The organism is Streptomyces sp. NPDC085931, assembly GCF_044540565.1.
In the GTDB taxonomy this organism is placed as follows: domain Bacteria; phylum Actinomycetota; class Actinomycetes; order Streptomycetales; family Streptomycetaceae; genus Streptomyces.
The window spans coordinates 188,085-205,620 of sequence record NZ_JBITSK010000001.1 but is presented as its reverse complement, the minus strand read 5'-3'; the positions used below and the strand labels follow the sequence as shown (position 1 = coordinate 205,620).

Here is a 17,536-nt window from a genome sequence, read left to right as displayed (position 1 = left end):
GCCGGCTCGCCCGACGGCGGACCCACCGGCCCGGCCACCCCGGACGCCGGCCCCGCGGCCCTCCCGTCCCCCGTGGCCGCCCCGTACCCGCCGCCGGCCGAACCGCGGCCGCTGGCCGAGCGCCGGGTGTGGCCGCGCACCTTCCACGACCGGCTGACCGCCCCGCTGCCCGGCCTGAAGGCCATGGCCCGCTTCGCCCGCGAAGGCGCCGTGAGACCGGGCCCCGAGGGCCTGGCCGACATCCCCCGCCTGCCCTACGCCCCGGCCCCGCTGCCCCGCGTCGACGCCCGCTCGGTCGCGGTCACCTGGGCGGGACACGCCAGTTGGGTCCTGCGCATCGGCGGGCTCACCGTCCTCACCGACCCGGTCTGGTCCCGCCGCATCCTCGGCACCCCGGCCCGCGTGACGCCCGTCGGCGTCCCCTGGGAGGACCTGCCGCGCGTCGACGCCGTCGTCATCAGCCACAACCACTACGACCACCTGGACGCCCCCACCCTGCGCCGGCTCCCGCGCGACACGCCCGTCTTCGTCCCGGCCGGGCTCGCCCGCTGGTTCCACCGCCGCCGCTTCACCCGGGTCACGGAGCTCGACTGGTGGGAGGCGGCCGAACTGGACGGCGTCCGCTTCGACTTCGTCCCCTCCCACCACTGGTCCAAGCGCACCCTCACCGACACCTGCCACAGCCTCTGGGGCGGCTGGGTGCTCACCGACCGGGACGGCCGGCGCGTCTACTTCGCGGGCGACACGGGGTACGGCCACTGGTTCTCCCGCATCGGCCGCCGCTACCCCGGCATCGACCTCGCGCTCCTGCCCATCGGCGCCTACGACCCCCGCTGGTGGCTCCGCGACGTCCACTGCGACCCGGAGGAAGCCGTCCAGGCCGCCCAGGACCTGGGAGCGACCCGGATGGCCCCCATGCACTGGGCCACGTTCGTGCTGTCGGCCGAGCCGGTCCTGGAACCCCTCACCCGCGTCCGCGCGGCCTGGGAGAAGGCGGGCCTGCCCCGCGAGAACCTGTGGGACCTGCCGGTGGGCGCTTCGAGAGTGCTGTAGGAAGCGCGCCCGCAAGGGGCGCGGGGAACTGCGCGAGCGACCACACACGACCCGCACCCCGCCCAACCGCAGGCGCTCCTACGCACGCCGCGGCCGACGGAGCCCTACCGCACCCGCCGCACCACGCTCGGCACCACACTGATCAGCAGGGTCAGCCCGATCGCGGCCACGACCCCCTCCCACGGCTCGGCGAACAACGACCCGCCGAGGATCCCGATCAGCTGGTACGTCACGGCCCAGGCCAGACAGGCCGGGAAGTTCCCCCGGGAGAACCGCCGCAGCGGCCACTTCGCCAGCAGGCACGCCAGCATGACCGGAATCCGCCCGGCCGGCACCAGCCGGGACAGCACCAGCACGGCGACCCCGTGCGAGGCCAGCTTCTCCTGCGCCTGGGCCAGCCGGTCCTCCGGCGCCCGTGCCCGCAGCGCCTCCAGCCAGCGCGAGCCGTTCTTCGACTTCAGCCCGCGCCGCCCCAGCCAGTACAGCGCCGCGTCCCCCAGGAACGCCGCCAGTGACGCCGTGACGAACACCATCGCCAGCGAGAACGGCGCCGTCCGGTGGAGCGCGACCACCGCGGCCGAACTCACCAGCGCCCCCGTGGGGATCACCGGCACCAGCGCCCCGAGCAGCACCAGCACGAACAGTGTCGGATAACCGATCGCCTGCTGCGTCGCCTCCGGCACCACGGACGCCGGTGTGACGGCCGGCACCGCGAGCAGGGGCAGCCCGGCCAGAGCCACGGGCACGGACCACGTCACAGAGCCGCCTCCAGCCGCACGGTCTCGCCGTGCCGGAGCCGGTGCACCGCCGCCCCGGGCGCGTACCGGGCCGCGTGCCGGACGAACTCGTCGCCCGGCGCGTGGAACTCGTGGGGGCGCACGGCGTCCATTCCGATCGGCCAGTACGTGCCGTAGTGCACCGGCACCGCGCTGCGCGCCCCGAGACGCGCCAGCGCCTGTGCGGCCCGGCCGGCGTCCAGGTGCCCCTCGCCCAGGTACGGCCCCCAGCCGCCCACCGGCAACAGCGCCACGTCGACCGGCCCGACCTCCTTGGCCATCTCGTCGAACAGCCCGGTGTCCCCGGCGAAGTACGTGCGGGCCTCACCGGATATGCAGTAGCCGAGGGCGGGTGAGCGGTGCGGTCCGAGCGGCAGCCGCCGCCCGTCGTGCCGCGCCGGCACGGCCCGCACCACGACGTCCCCGACCCGCGTCTCGTCACCGGGCGCCACCTCGTCGATCCGCAGGTGCGTGAGCCGGCGCAGCGCGGGCACCGCCCGGCGCGCGCCCCGGGGCACGAGCAGGCGCGTGCCCGGCGCGAGCCGCGTCAGCGACGGCACGTGCAGGTGGTCGGCGTGCAGATGCGACACCAGGGCGATGTCCGCGCGGTGGGCACCGGGGGGCGGCAGCGCCCCGCGCCGGCGGCGCAGATGCGCGAGCCGGCGCGCGAACAACGGGTCGGTGAGCACGCGCACGTTCGAGTCCTCGACGGTGCAAGTGGCGTGACCCCACCAGGTGATCTCCACCGGCACTTCTTTGCCTCCTTCGCGCGACTCCCCGAAGCCTACGTGCAGGAGTAGGGTCGGCGGCGAAACCGGAGGTGAGGGGGGACGCCATGGGACCGGTGCGGGTCACGGCGATCGCGAGTCTGACGCCGCTGGAGGAGCTGGACCAGGATCCGTTCCTGGTCGACTCCCGCAGCCAGCACGCGATGTGCGCCCGCTGGGCCGCCGAGCGCGGCTACACGGTCGACCGCGAGCTGCTGGTCCGGGGACTGCGGCCCGACCACGGCGCCCTGTGGGACGGCGTCCGGCCCGGGCTCGACCTGTTCGTGGCGCCCAGCCGGCGGGTCCTGGAGAGCGCGCTCGCCTCCGTCGAGGAGTTCACCGCCGAGTGCGCGCGGCGCGGCGTCCGGGTCGAGACGGTGGGGCACGCCGAACCGGCGTACGACGCGGCGATGAAGGCGTGCGTGCACCGCAGGCTGTCCATGCCGACGGCCGGGTACGACGGCCGCTGAGGTCCCGCCCCGGGGGAGGAGCCGGGGGACGAAGGGGCTCTGCCGGGCGTTGTGACAGGGTGGGGGAGAGCCCGTGGACGCGGCGGGCCGGGACGTGAGGTGGCTGGGCGTGCGGGGCGTGTGGTGGCGGCGGGCCGCCAGTCAGGTGGGGCGGAGCGTCGCCGTGTGGGCGGTCTCCACCGTCACGATGCTGGTGCTCGCCGGGATCCTGCCGGACTTCCGGCTCCGCTCCGCGGACGGCGACAGCGCCACCGACATCGCCGTCACGGCCGCGTTCGGCGCCGGCGCCTTCGGCGTGCTGTCGGCCGTGGTGTGGCCGCTGCTGGTGCGGCTGCTGCTCCTCGTGCCCGCGCTGGTGCTGGGCCTGCTGGTGTTCTTCCTCAACGGGGCGCTGCTGCTGCTCGCCCTGAGCCTCAACCCCGCCGAGCGCGGCGCCGCCGCCCCGGAGACCGCCGTCGTGGTCGCCGCGGTGATGTCGGCCGTGGCGTCCGCGACCGGCGCCGCCCTGGCCGTCCGTGACGACGACGCCTACCGCCGCCGGCTGTACCGCCTCTCCGACCGCCGCCGCCGCTCCGGACCGCCCTGCCCGCCGAGCCCGGGCACGGTCTTCCTGCAACTGGACGGCGTCGGCCACGACACGCTGCTCGACGCGGTCGGCGAGGGCCTGATGCCCACCGTCGCCCGCTGGCTCGCCCCGGGCCCCGGCGGCCGTCCCAGCCACCGGCTCACCCCCTGGCGCACCGACTGGTCCAGCCAGACCGGCGCCAGCCAGCTCGGCATCCTGCACGGCAGCAACCACGACGTCCCCGCCTTCCGCTGGTACGAGAAGGACACCCGCGAGGTCGTCGTCTGCAACCGCCCCACCAGCGCCGCCGAACTCCAGCGCCGCGCCGTCGTCCACGCCGGGCACGAGGGCCTGCTCGCCGTGGACGGCGCCAGCCGCGGCAACCTCTTCGGCGGCGGCGCCGACCAGCAGGCCCTGGTGCTGTCCATCGCCACCCGCCGCCGCAGCCGCGAGAACCGCTCCCGCGACGGCTACTTCGCCTACTTCTCCGACCCGGCCAACGCCGTGCGCACGGCCCTGTCCTTCCTCGCCGAGGTCGGCCGGGAGATCGGCCAGTCCACCCGGGCCCGCCTGCGCAAGCAGCGCCCGCGCGTCTCCCGCGGCGGCCTCTACCCGCTCGTGCGGGCCTTCGCGACCGTCGTCGAGCGGGACGTCGTCGTCGCCGCCGTCACCGGCGACATGCTGGCCGGCCGCACCGCCGTCTACGCCGACCTGGTCGCCTACGACGAGGTCGCCCACCACTCCGGGCCCGCGAGCCGCGACGCCCGCAAGGTCCTCGAACGCCTGGACCGCTGCCTCGCCCTGATCGAGAACGTCGCCGAACACGCCCCGCGCCCCTACCGGATCGTCGTGCTGTCCGACCACGGCCAGAGCCCCGGCGAGACCTTCCGCTCCCGCTACGGCCTCACCCTCGGCGACCTGGTGCGGGCCGGCTGCGGACTGCCCGTGCCGCGCCGGGCCGAGCGCACCCGCAGCGGGGCGGAGGCGCGCGCCGCCGTCCGGGCCGCGCTGCGCATCCCGGTCCAGGAGGGCCGCGAACGGCCCCGCACCGGACGCCGCGAGGAGCCGATCGTGCTGGCCTCGGGCAACCTCGGCCTGGTCTCCTTCCCCGACGTCCCCCACCGGATGAGCAAGGAGGAGATCGACGCCCGCCACCCCGCGCTGCTGCCGACCCTGGCCAACCACCCCGGCATCGGCTTCCTGCTGGTGCGCAGCGAGCGGCACGGCGGAGTCGTCCTCGGCGCGTACGGGGCCGAGATCCCGCTGGCCGACCTCGACCACGACCCGGGCCCGCTCGCCGCGTTCGGCCCGGGCGCCGCCGACGCCGTCCGCCGTACGCACTCCTTCCCGCACGCCGCCGACATCATGGTCAACTCCTTCCACGACCCGGCCGACGGCGAAGTCCTCGCCTTCGAGGAGCAGATCGGCTCCCACGGCGGACTCGGCGGCGCCCAGGGCAAGCCCTTCCTGCTGTCGCCGCTCACGCTGTCCGCGCCCGTCGAGGACGGGGCCGAACTCGTCGGCGCCGAGCGGGTGCACCGGGTGCTGCGCCGCTGGCTGCGCGAGTCGAACGGGCCGCAGGTGCCGCTGGAGACCGGCGAGGAGGAGCGGGCCGCCTGAAATTCGGCTGCGCCGCACGGGCCGTCCGCCCACACTGTTCGGACCGGACGCCGCACCTCCGCGCGTCCCCGTCGAACACCCCCGAGGAGTCGCTGCTGTGCAGGCAGCCGTCACGGTCACGCCCGCCCGCGTCCCCGACCTGCTGCTCGGCCTCGCCACGGTCCGGCCGGTCTTCATCTGGGGCGCCCCGGGCATCGGGAAGTCCTCCCTGGTGCGGAACTTCGCCGAGTCGCTGGGCCTGGAGTGCGTCAGCCTGCTGGGCACGCAGCTCGCCCCCGAGGACCTGATGGGCGTCCCGCAGATCCGCGACGGCCGCTCGGTGTTCTGCCCGCCGGAGGCCATCGCCCGCGACGAGCCGTACTGCCTGTTCCTGGACGAGCTCAACGCGGCCACGCCGGACGTGCAGAAGGCGTTCTACTCGCTGATCCTGGACCGCCGCATCGGCAGCTACGAACTGCCCAAGGGCTCCATCGTCATCGGCGCCGGCAACCGCGCCACCGACAACGCGCTCGCCCGGCCCATCGCCTCCGCGCTGGTCAACCGGCTCACCCATGTGCACCTGGAGGCGTCCGCCGCGGACTGGCTGGCCTGGGCCGGGGAGAGCGGCATCCACCCGTGGATCGTGGACCACCTCACCGACCGGCCCGACCACCTGTGGTCCAAGCCGCCGAAGACGGAGGAGCCCTTCTCCACGCCGCGCTCCTGGCACATGCTCTCCGACGCCCTGCACTCCTTCGGCCGGGACCTCGACGAGGAGACGCTGCGGGTCCTGGCCCACGGCACGCTCACGCCCGCGCACGCCCAGGCCTTCTGCGGCTACGTGAAGATCGTCCGCAGCCGCTACGGCATCGAGGCCATCATCAAGGGCGACGCCCGCTGGCCGAACCGCCCCGAGGACCGCGACCTGCTGTACTACCTCGCCGACTCCTTCCGCGGCCGCCTGGTCAAGGAACTGCCCGCGAGCAAGGAGCACATGTCGGCGAACGGGCGGCAGACCGCCTACCGCGCCAAGTCGCTGCTGGTGCAGCTCGCCGAGATCTCCGTCGAGGTCGCCCAGACCGTCATCGCCTCCGACGCCGACGGCAACCCCGTGCTGCCCTCCTGGTTCCTCGTCGAGGCGGCGCGGGACATGCCCCGGCTGGTGGAGGCCCGGCGGTGAGCCGCGCGCACAGCGGTGACCAGCGCAGGAAGAAGCGGGACCTCGCGGGCGAGGCGTTCGCCGCGGGGATGCGGCTGATGCGGGCCAACCCCGCCCTCGGGGCCGTGGAGTTCGACGTCTGCCGCCAGGAGGAGTGCCGCTTCGCGCCCCGGGACGGCCTCGTCGCCGTCGACTCCGACGGCGACCTGCACGTCCACCCGGACCGGCTCGCCGAGCCCGCCGCCTGGGCCTGGGCGCTCGCCCACGCCGTCCTCCACCTCGGCTTCGGGCACGTCCCCGCCGTCAAGGGCGAGCGCGTCCAGCCCGACCGCTTCGACCTCGCCGCCCGCTGCGTCGTCGTCAACCGCTTCCTGCTCGGCTCCCCCGTCGGCGAGACCCCCGAGCACCTGCCCGCCTCCTACCCGGACGGCGACGAGGAGCAGCTCGCCGCCCGCTGGCGACGCCAGGGACTGCCCCCGGTCTACGAGCGCTGCGGCACGGCGGGCGCCGAGCCCGACCAGGTGCTGGTGCCGTGGACGGGCTGGTCCCGGCCGCCCGACTGGCAGCTGGCCTTCGCCACCGCCCTGACCCGGACCGTGTCCGCCGCGATGGACATGGCGGGCGGGCGCCGCGACAGCCTCACCGGCGAGATCGCCCGGCCGCGGCCCTGGCAGCGGGCGCTGAGCTGGTTCATCTCCTCCTACCCGCTGCTCGGCGGCATCGCCGCCGGCATCACGCTGGTCGCCGACGCCGAACTCGCCCGCGCCCACGGCATCGCCGTCGCCGCCGTCGACGCCGGGGCGGGGGAGATCTACATCAACCCGCTGCGGGGCTTCGAGGACGAGGAGTGGCGGTTCGTCCTCGCCCACGAGATGCTGCACGCCGCCCTGCGCCACGGCGACCGCTGCGGCACCCGCGACCCGTACCTCTTCAACGTCGCCTGCGACTACGTCGTCAACGGCTGGCTGACCGAGATGGAGGTCGGCACGATGCCCGAGGGGCTGCTGTACGACCCGCGACTCGCCGGGCTCTCCGCCGAGGAGGTCTACGACCGCATCGCCGGGGACCTGCGCCGCGGGCGCCGCCTGGCCACCCTGCGCGGCAAGGGCGTCGGGGACATCCTCGGCGGCCCGCTCGGCTCGCCCCGCGACTACGTCGACCTCGACGCGTTCTACCGCCGCGGCCTCGCCCAGGGCCTGGACCTGCACCAGCGGCAGGAACGCGGCTTCCTGCCCGGCGGGCTGGTCGAGGAGATCCGGGCGCTGAGCCACCCGCCGCTGCCCTGGAACGCGCGCCTGGCCCGCTGGTTCGACGAGTTCGTGCCCCGCCCCGAACCCGTCCGCTCCTACGCCCGGCCCGCACGGCGCCAGGCCTCCACGCCCGACATCCCGCGCGCCGGGCGGTACTTCCCGCCCGAGGAGATCGCCCGCTGCACCTTCGGCGTGGTCCTGGACACCTCCGGCTCGATGGACCGCGTCCTGCTCGGCAAGGCGCTGGGTGCGATCGCCTCCTACGCCGAGGCCCGTGACGTACCGGCCGCACGTGTGGTGTTCTGCGACGCGGCCCCGCACGACGCCGGCTACCTGCCCGTGACGGAGATCGCCGGGCGGGTCCGGGTGCACGGCCGCGGCGGCACCGTCCTGCAGCCCGGTGTCGACCTGCTGCACCGCGCGGACGACTTCCCGCCCGGCGCGCCCGTGCTGATCATCACCGACGGCTGGTGCGACACCCTGCGGGTGCGGCGCGAGCACGCCTACCTGATCCCGGCCGGGGCGCGGCTGCCGTTCAGCGCCAGAGGACCGGTCTTCCGCGTGAGTTGAGCCGGAGTGTGATCGGATGGGGGGTGAGGAACCCCGAACGACCGGGTTCCGGATACTCATCGAAAGGATGCGTCATGGCAGCCACGCGCTCCGCCCACACCGTGTGGGAAGGCAACCTCTTCAAGGGCAACGGTGTCGTCACCTTCGACTCCTCGGGCATCCTCACCGAGCAGCCGGTCTCCTGGGCGGCCCGTACCGAGGAGCCGGGCGGGAAGACCAGCCCGGAGGAGCTGATCGCCGCGGCCCACTCCAGCTGCTTCTCGATGGCCTTCTCCAACATCCTCGACAAGGCCGGCACCCCGCCGACCAAGCTGGTGACCTCCGCCGACGTCACGTTCCAGCCGGGTGAGGGCATCACCGGCATCCACCTCACCGTCGAGGGCACCGTCCCCGGCATCGACGAGGAGGCCTTCCTCGCCGCCGCGGAGGAGGCCAAGGTCGGCTGCCCGGTCAGCCAGGCCCTGAAGGCCACGCCCATCACCCTGACCGCCAAGCTGGCCTGACCTCGCACACGCAGGCGAGCGGGCCCCCGCACGAACACGCCGGGGGCCCGCACGGGAACGCCGGACGGGCCGGAACGGGAACGTCAGGCAGACCGGCACGGGAACGCCGGACGGACCCGCGCGGGTACGTCAGGCGGGCCCGCGCAGGGCATCGCGTGGGCCCGCCCGCCGGGGCGTGGCCCGCGTGGTGCCGTCGGGCACGCGTGCGGTCGAGCGCCGCACCTCGGTGTTCGGCGCACCTTCCACCGCCCCGTCCGCCGAATTCGCCGCGCGTGACGACCGCCGCGCCCGCCCGTCTCCCGTCCGATCGCCGCGGCCACGCCGATCGTCCTCGCCCTCGCCCTGCGCGCCCACGGCACGGCCCACGCGCCGGCCCGCTGCCACCCGCCCCGATGACGACGTCGCCCCCTCCCGCCCCCGCGCTCGCCCTCCCGGAGTCCCCGGTCATGACGCCACGCCCCGCCGTCTCCGCCCACCGGGGCGGCTCCGAGCGCGCCGGTCCCGCCACCCGGGAGGCCTACCGGGACGCGCTCGAGTCCGGCGCGGAGTACGTCGAGTTCGACGTCCGGCGCACGGGCGACGGTGTTCTCGTCGTCTACCACGACCCCCGCGTCGGCCCCGCCGGGCCGCCGCTGTCCGCGCTCACCCACGCCGAACTGAGCGAGCGGGCCGGCTACGACGTGCCCGCGGCGGAGGAGGTCATGGCGCTGATCGCCGGGAAGCTGGTGGCACACCTGGACCTGAAGGAGGTGGGCTACGAGCGGGAACTGCTCGACCGGGCGGTCGCCCTGCTCGGCGAGGACGGGCTCGTCGTGACGACACTGGAGGACCGTTCCGTCGCCGCCGTCACCCGGTCCCACCCCGGGGTGCGCACCGCGCTGTCCCTGGGCCGTGACCGCACGGGCCTGGCCCCGGCGCGGCTGGCCGGGACCCGGCTGAGCGAGCTGTTCCCGGCCCGCCGGATCCGCGCCTGCGGGGCCCACGGCGTCGCCGTGCACCAGCGGCTGGCCAGGGCGAACGTACTGCGCGAGGCGACCCGGCGCGGCCTGTTCACCATGGTGTGGACGGTCAACGACGACACCCTGATGCGTGCGTTCCTCGCTCACCCGCGCGTCGACGTGCTCGTCACCGACCGGCCCCGGCGTGCCGTGGCCCTGCGCGGCGCGATGACCCCCACGCGGCATTGACAACAGCGCACTCAAGTTTTGTGCTGGGAGGTGGAGCGAGAGCGCCCTGGCGGAAGGGGACAGCGATGGGACGTGCGGTCGGTATCGACCTGGGAACCACGAACTCGGTGGTCGCCGTGCTGGAGGGCGGTGAGCCCACCGTCATCGCCAACGCGGAAGGAGCCAGGACCACGCCCTCGGTCGTGGCGTTCGCCAAGAACGGCGAGGTGCTGGTCGGCGAGGTCGCCAAGCGGCAGGCCGTGACGAACGTGGAGCGCACGGCCCGCTCGGTCAAGCGGTACATGGGGGACGGGCAGTGGCGCTTCCCCGGGCAGGGCGACATGGACGGCACCCGCTACCGGGCGCAGGAGTTGTCCGCGCGGGTGCTGCAGAAGCTGAAGCGGGACGCCGAGTCCTACCTCGGCGAGGACGTCACCGACGCGGTCATCACGGTCCCGGCGTACTTCGACGACTCCCAGCGGCAGGCGACCAAGGAGGCCGGGGAGATCGCGGGCCTGAAGGTCCTGCGGATCATCAACGAGCCGACGGCCGCGGCCCTCGCCTACGGCCTGGACAAGGAGAACGACCAGACCGTCCTCGTCTTCGACCTGGGCGGCGGCACCTTCGACGTGTCGCTGCTGGAGATGGGCGAGGGCGTCATCGAGGTCAAGGCCACCAACGGCGACACGCACCTGGGCGGCGACGACTGGGACCAGCGGATCGTCGAGTACCTGATCAAACGCTTCAAGGGGCAGTACGGCGTCGACCTGGCCCAGGACAAGATGGCCGTGCAGCGCCTGCGCGAAGGTGCGGAGAAGGCGAAGATCGAGCTGTCCAGCTCCACCGAGACGACGATCAACCTGCCGTACATCACGGCCTCCGCCGAGGGGCCGCTGCACCTGGACGAGAAGCTGACCCGGGCCCAGTTCCAGGAGCTCACCGCGGACCTCCTCGACCGCTGCAGGACGCCCTTCCACCAGGCGGTCGAGGACGCCGGGGTGAAGCTCGCGGCGATCGACCATGTGATCCTGGTCGGCGGCTCCACCCGGATGCCCGCCGTGACGGACCTGGTCAAGGAACTCACCGGCAAGGAGCCGCACAAGGGCGTCAACCCTGACGAGGTCGTGGCCCTCGGGGCCGCGCTCCAGGCGGGCGTCCTGCGCGGCGACGTCAAGGACGTGCTGCTGCTCGACGTCACGCCGCTGTCCCTGGGCATCGAGACCAAGGGCGGCATCATGACGAAGCTGATCGAGCGCAACACCACGATCCCCACCCGGCGTTCGGAGATCTTCACCACCGCCGCCGACAACCAGCCCTCGGTCGGCATCCAGGTCTACCAGGGCGAACGCGAGATCGCCGCCTACAACAAGAAGCTCGGCGTCTTCGACCTCACCGGGCTGCCGCCCGCCCCGCGCGGCGTCCCGCAGATCGAGGTCGCCTTCGACATCGACGCCAACGGCATCATGCACGTCTCCGCCAAGGACATGGCCACCGGCCGGGAACAGAAGATGACCGTCACCGGCGGCTCGGCCCTGCCCAAGGACGACATCGACCGCATGATGCGCGAGGCCGAGCAGTACGCCGAGGAGGACCGCAAACGCCGCGAGGCCGCCGAGACCCGCAACCAGGCCGAGCAACTCGTCTACCAGACCGAGAAGTTCCTCCGCGACAACGCCGACAAGGTCCCCGCCGACACCAGGGCGGAGGTCGAGTCCGCCGTCGCCGACCTCAAGGCACGGCTGGACCGGCAGGCGGACACCGCCGACCTGCGCACCGGCGTCGAGGAACTCGCCGCGGTCAGCCAGCAGATGGGCCAGGCCATGTACGCCCAGCCCCAGCAGACCCCCACACAGGACACCCCCACCCCGCCACAGGACGAGGAGGGCGTGGTCGACGCGGAGATCGTGGACGACGACAAGGACCGGCGGGACGCCGGGGGTGGCACCGCCTGATCGAGACCACCGCCGGAGAAAACCCTTTCACGGCTGTCAGTGCCCCCTGTTAGCCTCCAGCGGCTCGGATGATCACCGGGCCAGGGGAAGCCGACAGGGGAGGGACAGTTGAACGTACTGAGACAGTCCGGCGGACGCAGTCTGCTGGCGGTGGGGTGCGCGGTGGCGGCCGTCATGACGACCGGCACCGGCGTGGCGGGAGCCGCGGACAACCTGCCGCCGAAGCAGCCGCTCGTCCAGGATCTGCGGACCGGGTACAAGGAGTGCGCCGCGGGGGACGCGAGGGTGTACGTATCCGGAGCGCCCACCCTGACCGCCGTGCTGCACGACCCGGTGGAGGACAACCGACCCGCCGAGGCCGACCTGGTCAAGGGCGAGTTCGAGGCCTGGTGGACGGACGCGGACGGCACGGAACAGCGGCGCTCGTTCGTGACGCACGAGACGCCTTCCGGCACCCGGCAGCAGTGGCGCATGCCCGCCGACGACCTCCCACCGGACACCGTGGTCTCGTGGCGCGTGCGGGCGAACGACGGCCGGGCGAACTCCCCCTGGAGCTCCGAAGGCGACGGCTCGGTCTGCGAGTTCGTCTACGACGACGACAATCCGGAACCGGCGAGGGTCTCCTCCCCCGAGTACCCGGAGGACGTGCTCTGGGTCGACGGAGTGGGCGTGTACGGCCACTTCACGATGGACTCGCCCTCCGACGACGTCGTCTCCTACCAGTACGGCTTCATCGGCGGCCCCTACGGGTCCGCCGTTCCCGAGCGACCCGGCGGGCCCGCGACCATTCCCTTCCTGCCCCTCGAGTCCGGTCCCGAGCAACTGACCGTCCGGGCCGTCGACCGCTCAGGACGCAGCAGCGGTGAGACCTCGTACCGGTTCTACGTGAAGAACGGGCGTGCCCCCGTCGCCCACTGGCCCCTGGACGACGCCGAGGGCGCCTCCGGCGCCGACGCCGAGACGGGAACCGACGCCCAGGCCGGCGCCGGCGTCACCTTCGGCGGCCCGGCCCCCGCCCGCACCGCCCTCACCGCGACGGCCACCCTGGACGGCAGCAGCCACGGCTACCTCACCCCGGGCGCCCCCGCCGTCGCCGACCCCCGCAAGAGCTTCGCGCTCAGCGCCTGGGTCCGTCCCGCCCAGACCGACCGGAACATGACGGTCGTCAGCCAGGACGCGGGGGAGAGCGCCGGCCCGGTCCTCGGACTGAACGCCCGGGGCGAGGCTCCGGCGTGGTCCTTCACCCTCGGCGCCGCACAGGTGTCGGGCGGTGCTCCGGAGACCGGTGAATGGGCTCACCTGCTGGGCGTCTACGACGCCGAGACGGGCAAGGCGCATCTCTACGTCAACGGCCGGGAGACCGGCGACCCCACTGGAGCGGACCCCTCGGCGGCCGCCGGTGCCTTCCAGATCGGCCGAGCCCGCGACGGCAACGGCTACCACGACCGCTGGCACGGCCAAGTGGGCGACGTCAAGGTCCACGACCGCGTCGTCGTTCCTGCCCAGGCCGCCGAACTGGCCTATCGCAAGCCCTCACTGCGCGGCCACTGGTCGCTTGAGACGGCCGCGGACGGCGCCAGCCCGGACCAGAGCGGCGGTGCCCCGCTGAAGCTGGGACCCGGCGCGACGATCTACCGCGTCCCGGAGGACTCCTGCCAGCCGTGGTCGGACCCGGAGTGCGTGCCGACGCCGGAGGCGCTCGTCGGTGAGGGCCATCTGGCGCTCGACGGCGAAACCGGTCATGCGACCGCCGAGGGGCCGGTGGTCGACACCTCGGACAGCTTCACCGTCGGCGTGGTCGTGCGACTGGCGGACACGGAGCCGGACCGCCCCATGACCGTGCTGTCGCTGCCCGGTCAGCACACCGACGCCTTCAAGGTCCGCTACCACCCCGGGCAGCACGCCTGGCAGCTGATCATGCCGCACCGGGACGAGCGAGGAGCCCCCGAGACCGTGGTGGCCCGGGTGGACGGGTACGGCGGAGAGGTGCACCGGGTCGCCGTGGTCTACGACGACGCGTCCGACAGGATCAGACTGTATGTCGACGGCCAGACCGGCGCCGAGGCGACGGCCGACCTCCCGAACCACTGGCAGGGTGCCGGCCCGCTCCAGATCGGACGGGCCCGGACCGGCGACGGGTGGGGCGAGCATCTGCGCGGAGACGTGGACGAGGTGCACGCCTTCGCCGGTGCGCTGACCGACGACGACATCCCGTTCCTGGGCTCCGGCGTGGAGCCGTGTTTCTGCTAGTCGCGGCTTCTCACCCGGTGTGCGCGGGCGGCAGTGTCGCGCACACCGCGTCCAGCACCGTCGCGTACGGCGTGCCGAAGTCGGTGAGGCGGGTGCGGAGCAGGTCCAGGCCGTCGTGGTGGTCGGCCAGGAGCTGGGTGTCGCCGGTGCGGGCCGCGCACTCCAGGACCGCCGGCAGGAAGTCCGGCGGTTCCTCGCCGGTGGTCTCCAGGCCGTGCGAGCGGTACAGCTCCTCGGAGGGCGTGGGGGCCGCCTCGCGCCACGCGCTGAGATACAGGCTGTGGTCCGGTTCCGCCTCGAAGACCTCGACGTAGTGCGCCGCCAGCTCGCGCGGCGGGGTCAGCGCCGCGTGGTCGGCGAACGTCCGCAGCTGCGGGGCGGCTTCGCGCAGCAGCGGCAGCCGGGTGCGGAAGTCGTCGTCGGGGAACATCAGGCACAGCGCGGCCGCCTGGTACAGCACCTCGAATCCGGGCATCGGACCTCCTTCGCGTGCGCTCCCTGGGCTGTCCCGTGCAGCCGACGCTAGGGGCGGGTCGGGGAGCACACCTGCCGACGGCGCCCGTACGGGTCAGTACCCGTGCCGTGACGTCATGGCCGGGAGCGACCGCGCGAGGGGGTGGGCGGCCGTCTCAGAAGCTGTCGCGGTAGCGCCGCAGCAGCGCCTGAGTGCGCTGCGTCGAACCGGCGCGGGCGGTCATGTGGTCCAGGACCTCCAGGTGCGCCGAGACCTCCTTGCGGGAGTCCAGGTACAGCGCGCCGGTCAGGTACTCGGTGAACACCATGTCGGGCAGCTCGGGCTCGGCGAAGCGGAACAGCGAGAACGGCGCGTACGTCCCCGGGTGCGGACCGTCGGCGAACTCGGCGACCTGGAGCGTGACCCGGTCCCGCTCGGCGTACTCCAGCAGCTTGTCCAGCTGGTCGCGCATCACCTTGCCGTCGATGCTCACGGGGCGGCGCAGCACCGTCTCGTCCATGATCACCCACAGGTGCGGCGGGTCGGGGCGCTCCAGCAGCCGCTGCCGCTCCATCCGCAGCGACACGTGCCGCTCCACCGCCTCGGGACCGGCGTTCGCGATGGTGCCCGCCTCCAGCACGGCACGCGCGTACCCCTCGGTCTGCAGCAGCCCGGGCACGAAGTGCGGCTCGTAGGAGCGGATGATCCGGGCGGCGCCCTCCAGGCTCACGTACAGGCTGAACCACTCGGGCAGCACGTCGTGGAACCGCTGCCACCAGCCGGGCCGGTTCGCCTCCTCGGCGAGCTCGACGAACGCGCCCACCTCGTCCTCGGCCACTCCGTACGCGGTCAGCAGGATCTGCACGTACGGGATCTTCAGCGCGACGTCGGCGGTCTCCATCCGCCGGACCGTCGCCGGGGCGACGCGCAGCACCCGCGCGGCCTCCTCGCGGCTGAGGCCCGCGGCCTCGCGCAACTCCTGCAGCCGCTTGCCCAGCACCACCTGGCCCACGGTGGGTGCGGCCCGCCGTTCACTCACGCCACGCCTCCCCAACGTGCCACGTCCGCGATCAGTGTGGCACGCCCGGCCGCCCGCTTCACAGGCCCGACGGCGAGGAGACCGCGGACCGGGGCGCGCGGGGACATTACCCCACGGGTAATCGACCGGCCGCCGCCCCCGCGGGATCGTGAACACACCGGGTCCCGGGCCGGCGCACTCCGACCCGGGCCCCGGCCCCGGCCGCACCACCCGCCCGGCCGCTCACCCCGGGACGAGCCCCCAGGGCCGGACCGGTCAGGCACCGCAACCGACGGAGGATGATGCCCCATGTCCACGACCCAGCTCGCCGCGCTCGCCCGGACCACCGAGCCGCAGGCCGCGCTGCGCCGCTTCCTGGCCCTGGACGCCGCCGTGACCGGCGCCAACGCGCTCGCCTACCTCGCCCTGTCCGGCCCGCTGGGACGGTTCCTCGGGGTCGACGCGGCGCTGCTGCTCGCACTGGGCGCCTTCCTCGCCGTGTACGCGACCGGGGTGGGGCTGCTGGCCTCCCGCCGCCGGCCGCCCGCGCCCGGCGTGCGCACGGTGGTCGAGGCCAACCTCGCCTGGGCGGTGCTGAGCCTCGCGGCCCTGGCGCTGTGGCTCTCGCCGAGCACGGCGGGCGCCGTGTGGACGGTCCTGCAGGCGCTGACCGTGGCCGGTTTCGCCGCACTCCAGCACCTGTCCCTGAAAGCCCGTCAGGAAATCTGAAAACCCGTCAGGAAACGGACTCCTGAAGGTACTTCGCCGTCGCCGGGTCGGCCGGGAGCAGCGTCTCCACGGCCAGCTCGGCGACCGTCACGTCCATCGGCGTGTTGAACGTGGAGATCGACGAGATGAACGACAGCGTCCGCCCGCCGTGCTCGATCCGCAGCGGCAGCGCGAAGTACGGCACCTGCTCGCCGGGCTCGCCGGCCGGGTCCTCGTCCGGCACCGGATACGCCGCGACCTCCTCGTACAGCGCCCGCAGCGGCGCGGAGCGGTGCAGCGCGATCTGCCGTTCCAGCTGCTCCAGCAGATGCCCGCGCCAGGCGCGCAGGTTGCGGATGCGGGGCGCCAGGCCCTCCGGGTGCAGCGCCAGCCGCATCGCGTTCAGCGGCGGCTCCAGCAGCGCCTGCGAGACGCCGTCGACCAGCGCCATGATCCCGCGGTTGGCCGCCACCACGTCGTACAGCGCGTCCACCACCAGCGCCGGATAGGGCTCGTACCCGCCGATCAGCCGCTCGATGCCCTCGCGCAGCGGGCCCAGCGCCGGGTCGTCCAGCGACGTCTCCGGGTAGCGCGGGGCGTAACCGGCCGCCAGCAGCAGCGCGTTGCGCTCCCGCACGGGGACGTCCAGGTGCTCGGCCAGCCGCAGCACCATCTCCTCGCTGGGCCGGGACCGGCCCGTCTCGACGAAGCTGATGTGGCGGGCCGAGGAGTCCGCGCGCAGGGCCAGCTCCAGCTGGCTGACCCGCCGCTGCTCCCGCCAGGTCCGCAGCAGGGGACCGACGCCCTGCCGCGCGGTGGACGGGTGAGTGGTCATGCCGGGACCGTAACCGAGAACCGGCGGCGGCGGACAGGGCACGGAGCTGCGCCCGGGGTCCCGGACCTGGCGTTGTGGCAGGCTGAGAGGCGACGACGAGGACACCCGCAGCGAGGGAAGGAGCACAGCCCATGCCCGTCGAACCGCTGTCGCGCGAGGAGATCCAGGACCGGCTGGCCGAACTGCCCGGCTGGTCGCTCGACGGGGACCGCCTCACCCGCTCCTACCGGCTCGGCTCGCACTTCGCCGCGACGGCGATGGTCGTGCACATCGCCCAGGTCCAGGAGGAACTGGACCACCACTCCGACCTCACGCTCGGCTACCGCACCGTCTCCCTGTCCGTGCACACGCACTGCGCGGGCGGCGCCGTCACCGAGAAGGACTTCGAGCTCGCCCGCAAGGTGGAGGACCTGGCCCCCGGACACGGGGCACACTGACCGC

At 73.9% G+C, this 17,536-nt stretch carries 16 protein-coding genes; 11 read left to right on the top strand and 5 right to left on the bottom strand.

The annotated features are described in order from the left end of the window. Nucleotides 1-72 precede the first annotated feature (72 nt). The gene (locus ACIGAN_RS00840) at nt 73-1,053 is read left to right on the top strand and encodes an MBL fold metallo-hydrolase (RefSeq protein ID WP_399854617.1); all 981 of its coding nucleotides are present in this window, start codon (nt 73-75) and stop codon (nt 1,051-1,053) included. Nucleotides 1,054-1,157: 104 nt separating this feature from the next. Here the strand turns inward: ACIGAN_RS00840 and ACIGAN_RS00835 are convergent, their stop codons facing one another. Then, entirely contained in the window at nt 1,158-1,799 is a 642-nt protein-coding gene (locus ACIGAN_RS00835) for a DedA family protein (RefSeq protein ID WP_399854616.1), read from the bottom strand. A gap of 8 nt (nt 1,800-1,807) precedes the next feature. Beyond that, nucleotides 1,808-2,581 (bottom strand): MBL fold metallo-hydrolase, encoded by a 774-nt coding sequence (locus ACIGAN_RS00830; RefSeq protein ID WP_399854320.1) that lies wholly within the window; start codon nt 2,579-2,581, stop codon nt 1,808-1,810. Nucleotides 2,582-2,664: 83 nt separating this feature from the next. Here ACIGAN_RS00830 and ACIGAN_RS00825 point away from each other — a divergent pair, with 83 nt between their 5' ends. The 8 genes from ACIGAN_RS00825 to ACIGAN_RS00790 all read left to right on the top strand — a co-directional run bounded on the left by ACIGAN_RS00825 (nt 2,665) and on the right by ACIGAN_RS00790 (nt 14,080). Then, nucleotides 2,665-3,066, top strand: coding sequence for a hypothetical protein (locus ACIGAN_RS00825; RefSeq protein WP_365093856.1), 402 nt, complete (start codon nt 2,665-2,667; stop codon nt 3,064-3,066). 109 nt (nt 3,067-3,175) lie between these two features. After that, the gene (locus ACIGAN_RS00820; protein ID WP_365741989.1) at nt 3,176-5,251 is read left to right on the top strand and encodes a phage holin family protein; all 2,076 of its coding nucleotides are present in this window, start codon (nt 3,176-3,178) and stop codon (nt 5,249-5,251) included. Nucleotides 5,252-5,348: 97 nt separating this feature from the next. Continuing rightward, a complete protein-coding gene (locus tag ACIGAN_RS00815; protein ID WP_399854319.1) occupies nt 5,349-6,410 on the top strand; it encodes an ATP-binding protein in 1,062 nt (353 codons plus the stop codon). Nucleotides 6,411-6,478: 68 nt separating this feature from the next. Then, nucleotides 6,479-8,209: a vWA domain-containing protein gene (locus ACIGAN_RS00810; RefSeq protein WP_399854615.1), complete on the top strand. Its 1,731-nt coding sequence runs from the start codon at nt 6,479-6,481 to the stop codon at nt 8,207-8,209. A gap of 74 nt (nt 8,210-8,283) precedes the next feature. Then, nucleotides 8,284-8,712 carry an OsmC family peroxiredoxin gene (locus ACIGAN_RS00805; RefSeq protein WP_365093861.1) on the top strand — a complete coding sequence of 143 codons (429 nt, stop codon included), beginning with the start codon at nt 8,284-8,286 and terminating at the stop codon, nt 8,710-8,712. Between the two features lie 446 nt (nt 8,713-9,158). Next, complete coding sequence (locus ACIGAN_RS00800) at nt 9,159-9,899, top strand: glycerophosphodiester phosphodiesterase family protein (RefSeq protein ID WP_399854318.1); 741 nt, start codon at nt 9,159-9,161, stop codon at nt 9,897-9,899. Nucleotides 9,900-9,964: 65 nt separating this feature from the next. Beyond that, entirely contained in the window at nt 9,965-11,830 is a 1,866-nt protein-coding gene (dnaK, locus tag ACIGAN_RS00795; protein ID WP_399854317.1) for a molecular chaperone DnaK, read from the top strand. Nucleotides 11,831-12,004: 174 nt separating this feature from the next. Then, a complete protein-coding gene (locus tag ACIGAN_RS00790; protein ID WP_399854614.1) occupies nt 12,005-14,080 on the top strand; it encodes a LamG domain-containing protein in 2,076 nt (691 codons plus the stop codon). A gap of 10 nt (nt 14,081-14,090) precedes the next feature. Here ACIGAN_RS00790 and ACIGAN_RS00785 read toward each other — a convergent pair whose 3' ends face one another. Continuing rightward, nucleotides 14,091-14,555 (bottom strand): nitrate reductase molybdenum cofactor assembly chaperone, encoded by a 465-nt coding sequence (locus ACIGAN_RS00785; protein WP_399854316.1) that lies wholly within the window; start codon nt 14,553-14,555, stop codon nt 14,091-14,093. Nucleotides 14,556-14,709: 154 nt separating this feature from the next. Continuing rightward, nucleotides 14,710-15,573, bottom strand: a complete 864-nt coding sequence (locus ACIGAN_RS00780; protein ID WP_365741962.1) for a helix-turn-helix domain-containing protein — start codon at nt 15,571-15,573, stop codon at nt 14,710-14,712. A gap of 288 nt (nt 15,574-15,861) precedes the next feature. Between ACIGAN_RS00780 and ACIGAN_RS00775 the strand changes: the two genes are divergently transcribed. Next, entirely contained in the window at nt 15,862-16,281 is a 420-nt protein-coding gene (locus ACIGAN_RS00775) for a hypothetical protein (protein WP_399854315.1), read from the top strand. Nucleotides 16,282-16,288: 7 nt separating this feature from the next. Here ACIGAN_RS00775 and ACIGAN_RS00770 read toward each other — a convergent pair whose 3' ends face one another. Further along, complete coding sequence (locus tag ACIGAN_RS00770; protein WP_399854314.1) at nt 16,289-17,095, bottom strand: helix-turn-helix domain-containing protein; 807 nt, start codon at nt 17,093-17,095, stop codon at nt 16,289-16,291. 131 nt (nt 17,096-17,226) lie between these two features. Here ACIGAN_RS00770 and ACIGAN_RS00765 point away from each other — a divergent pair, with 131 nt between their 5' ends. Continuing rightward, nucleotides 17,227-17,532: a 4a-hydroxytetrahydrobiopterin dehydratase gene (locus ACIGAN_RS00765; RefSeq protein ID WP_365741956.1), complete on the top strand. Its 306-nt coding sequence runs from the start codon at nt 17,227-17,229 to the stop codon at nt 17,530-17,532. Nucleotides 17,533-17,536: the final 4 nt, after the last annotated feature.

Bases quoted from the DNA above. Each gene is read 5' to 3' on its own strand.
- ACIGAN_RS00825 (WP_365093856.1), top strand. From the start codon at position 2,665: ATGGGACCGGTGCGGGTCACGGCGATCGCGAGTCTGACGCCGCTGGAG.
- ACIGAN_RS00810 (WP_399854615.1), top strand. From the start codon at position 6,479: ATGCGGCTGATGCGGGCCAACCCCGCCCTCGGGGCCGTGGAGTTCGAC.
- ACIGAN_RS00805 (WP_365093861.1), top strand. From the start codon at position 8,284: ATGGCAGCCACGCGCTCCGCCCACACCGTGTGGGAAGGCAACCTCTTC.
- ACIGAN_RS00800 (WP_399854318.1), top strand. From the start codon at position 9,159: ATGACGCCACGCCCCGCCGTCTCCGCCCACCGGGGCGGCTCCGAGCGC.
- dnaK (WP_399854317.1), top strand. From the start codon at position 9,965: ATGGGACGTGCGGTCGGTATCGACCTGGGAACCACGAACTCGGTGGTC.
- ACIGAN_RS00790 (WP_399854614.1), top strand. From the start codon at position 12,005: ATGACGACCGGCACCGGCGTGGCGGGAGCCGCGGACAACCTGCCGCCG.
- ACIGAN_RS00785 (WP_399854316.1), bottom strand. From the start codon at position 14,555: ATGCCCGGATTCGAGGTGCTGTACCAGGCGGCCGCGCTGTGCCTGATG.
- ACIGAN_RS00775 (WP_399854315.1), top strand. From the start codon at position 15,862: ATGTCCACGACCCAGCTCGCCGCGCTCGCCCGGACCACCGAGCCGCAG.
- ACIGAN_RS00770 (WP_399854314.1), bottom strand. From the start codon at position 17,095: ATGACCACTCACCCGTCCACCGCGCGGCAGGGCGTCGGTCCCCTGCTG.
- ACIGAN_RS00765 (WP_365741956.1), top strand. From the start codon at position 17,227: ATGCCCGTCGAACCGCTGTCGCGCGAGGAGATCCAGGACCGGCTGGCC.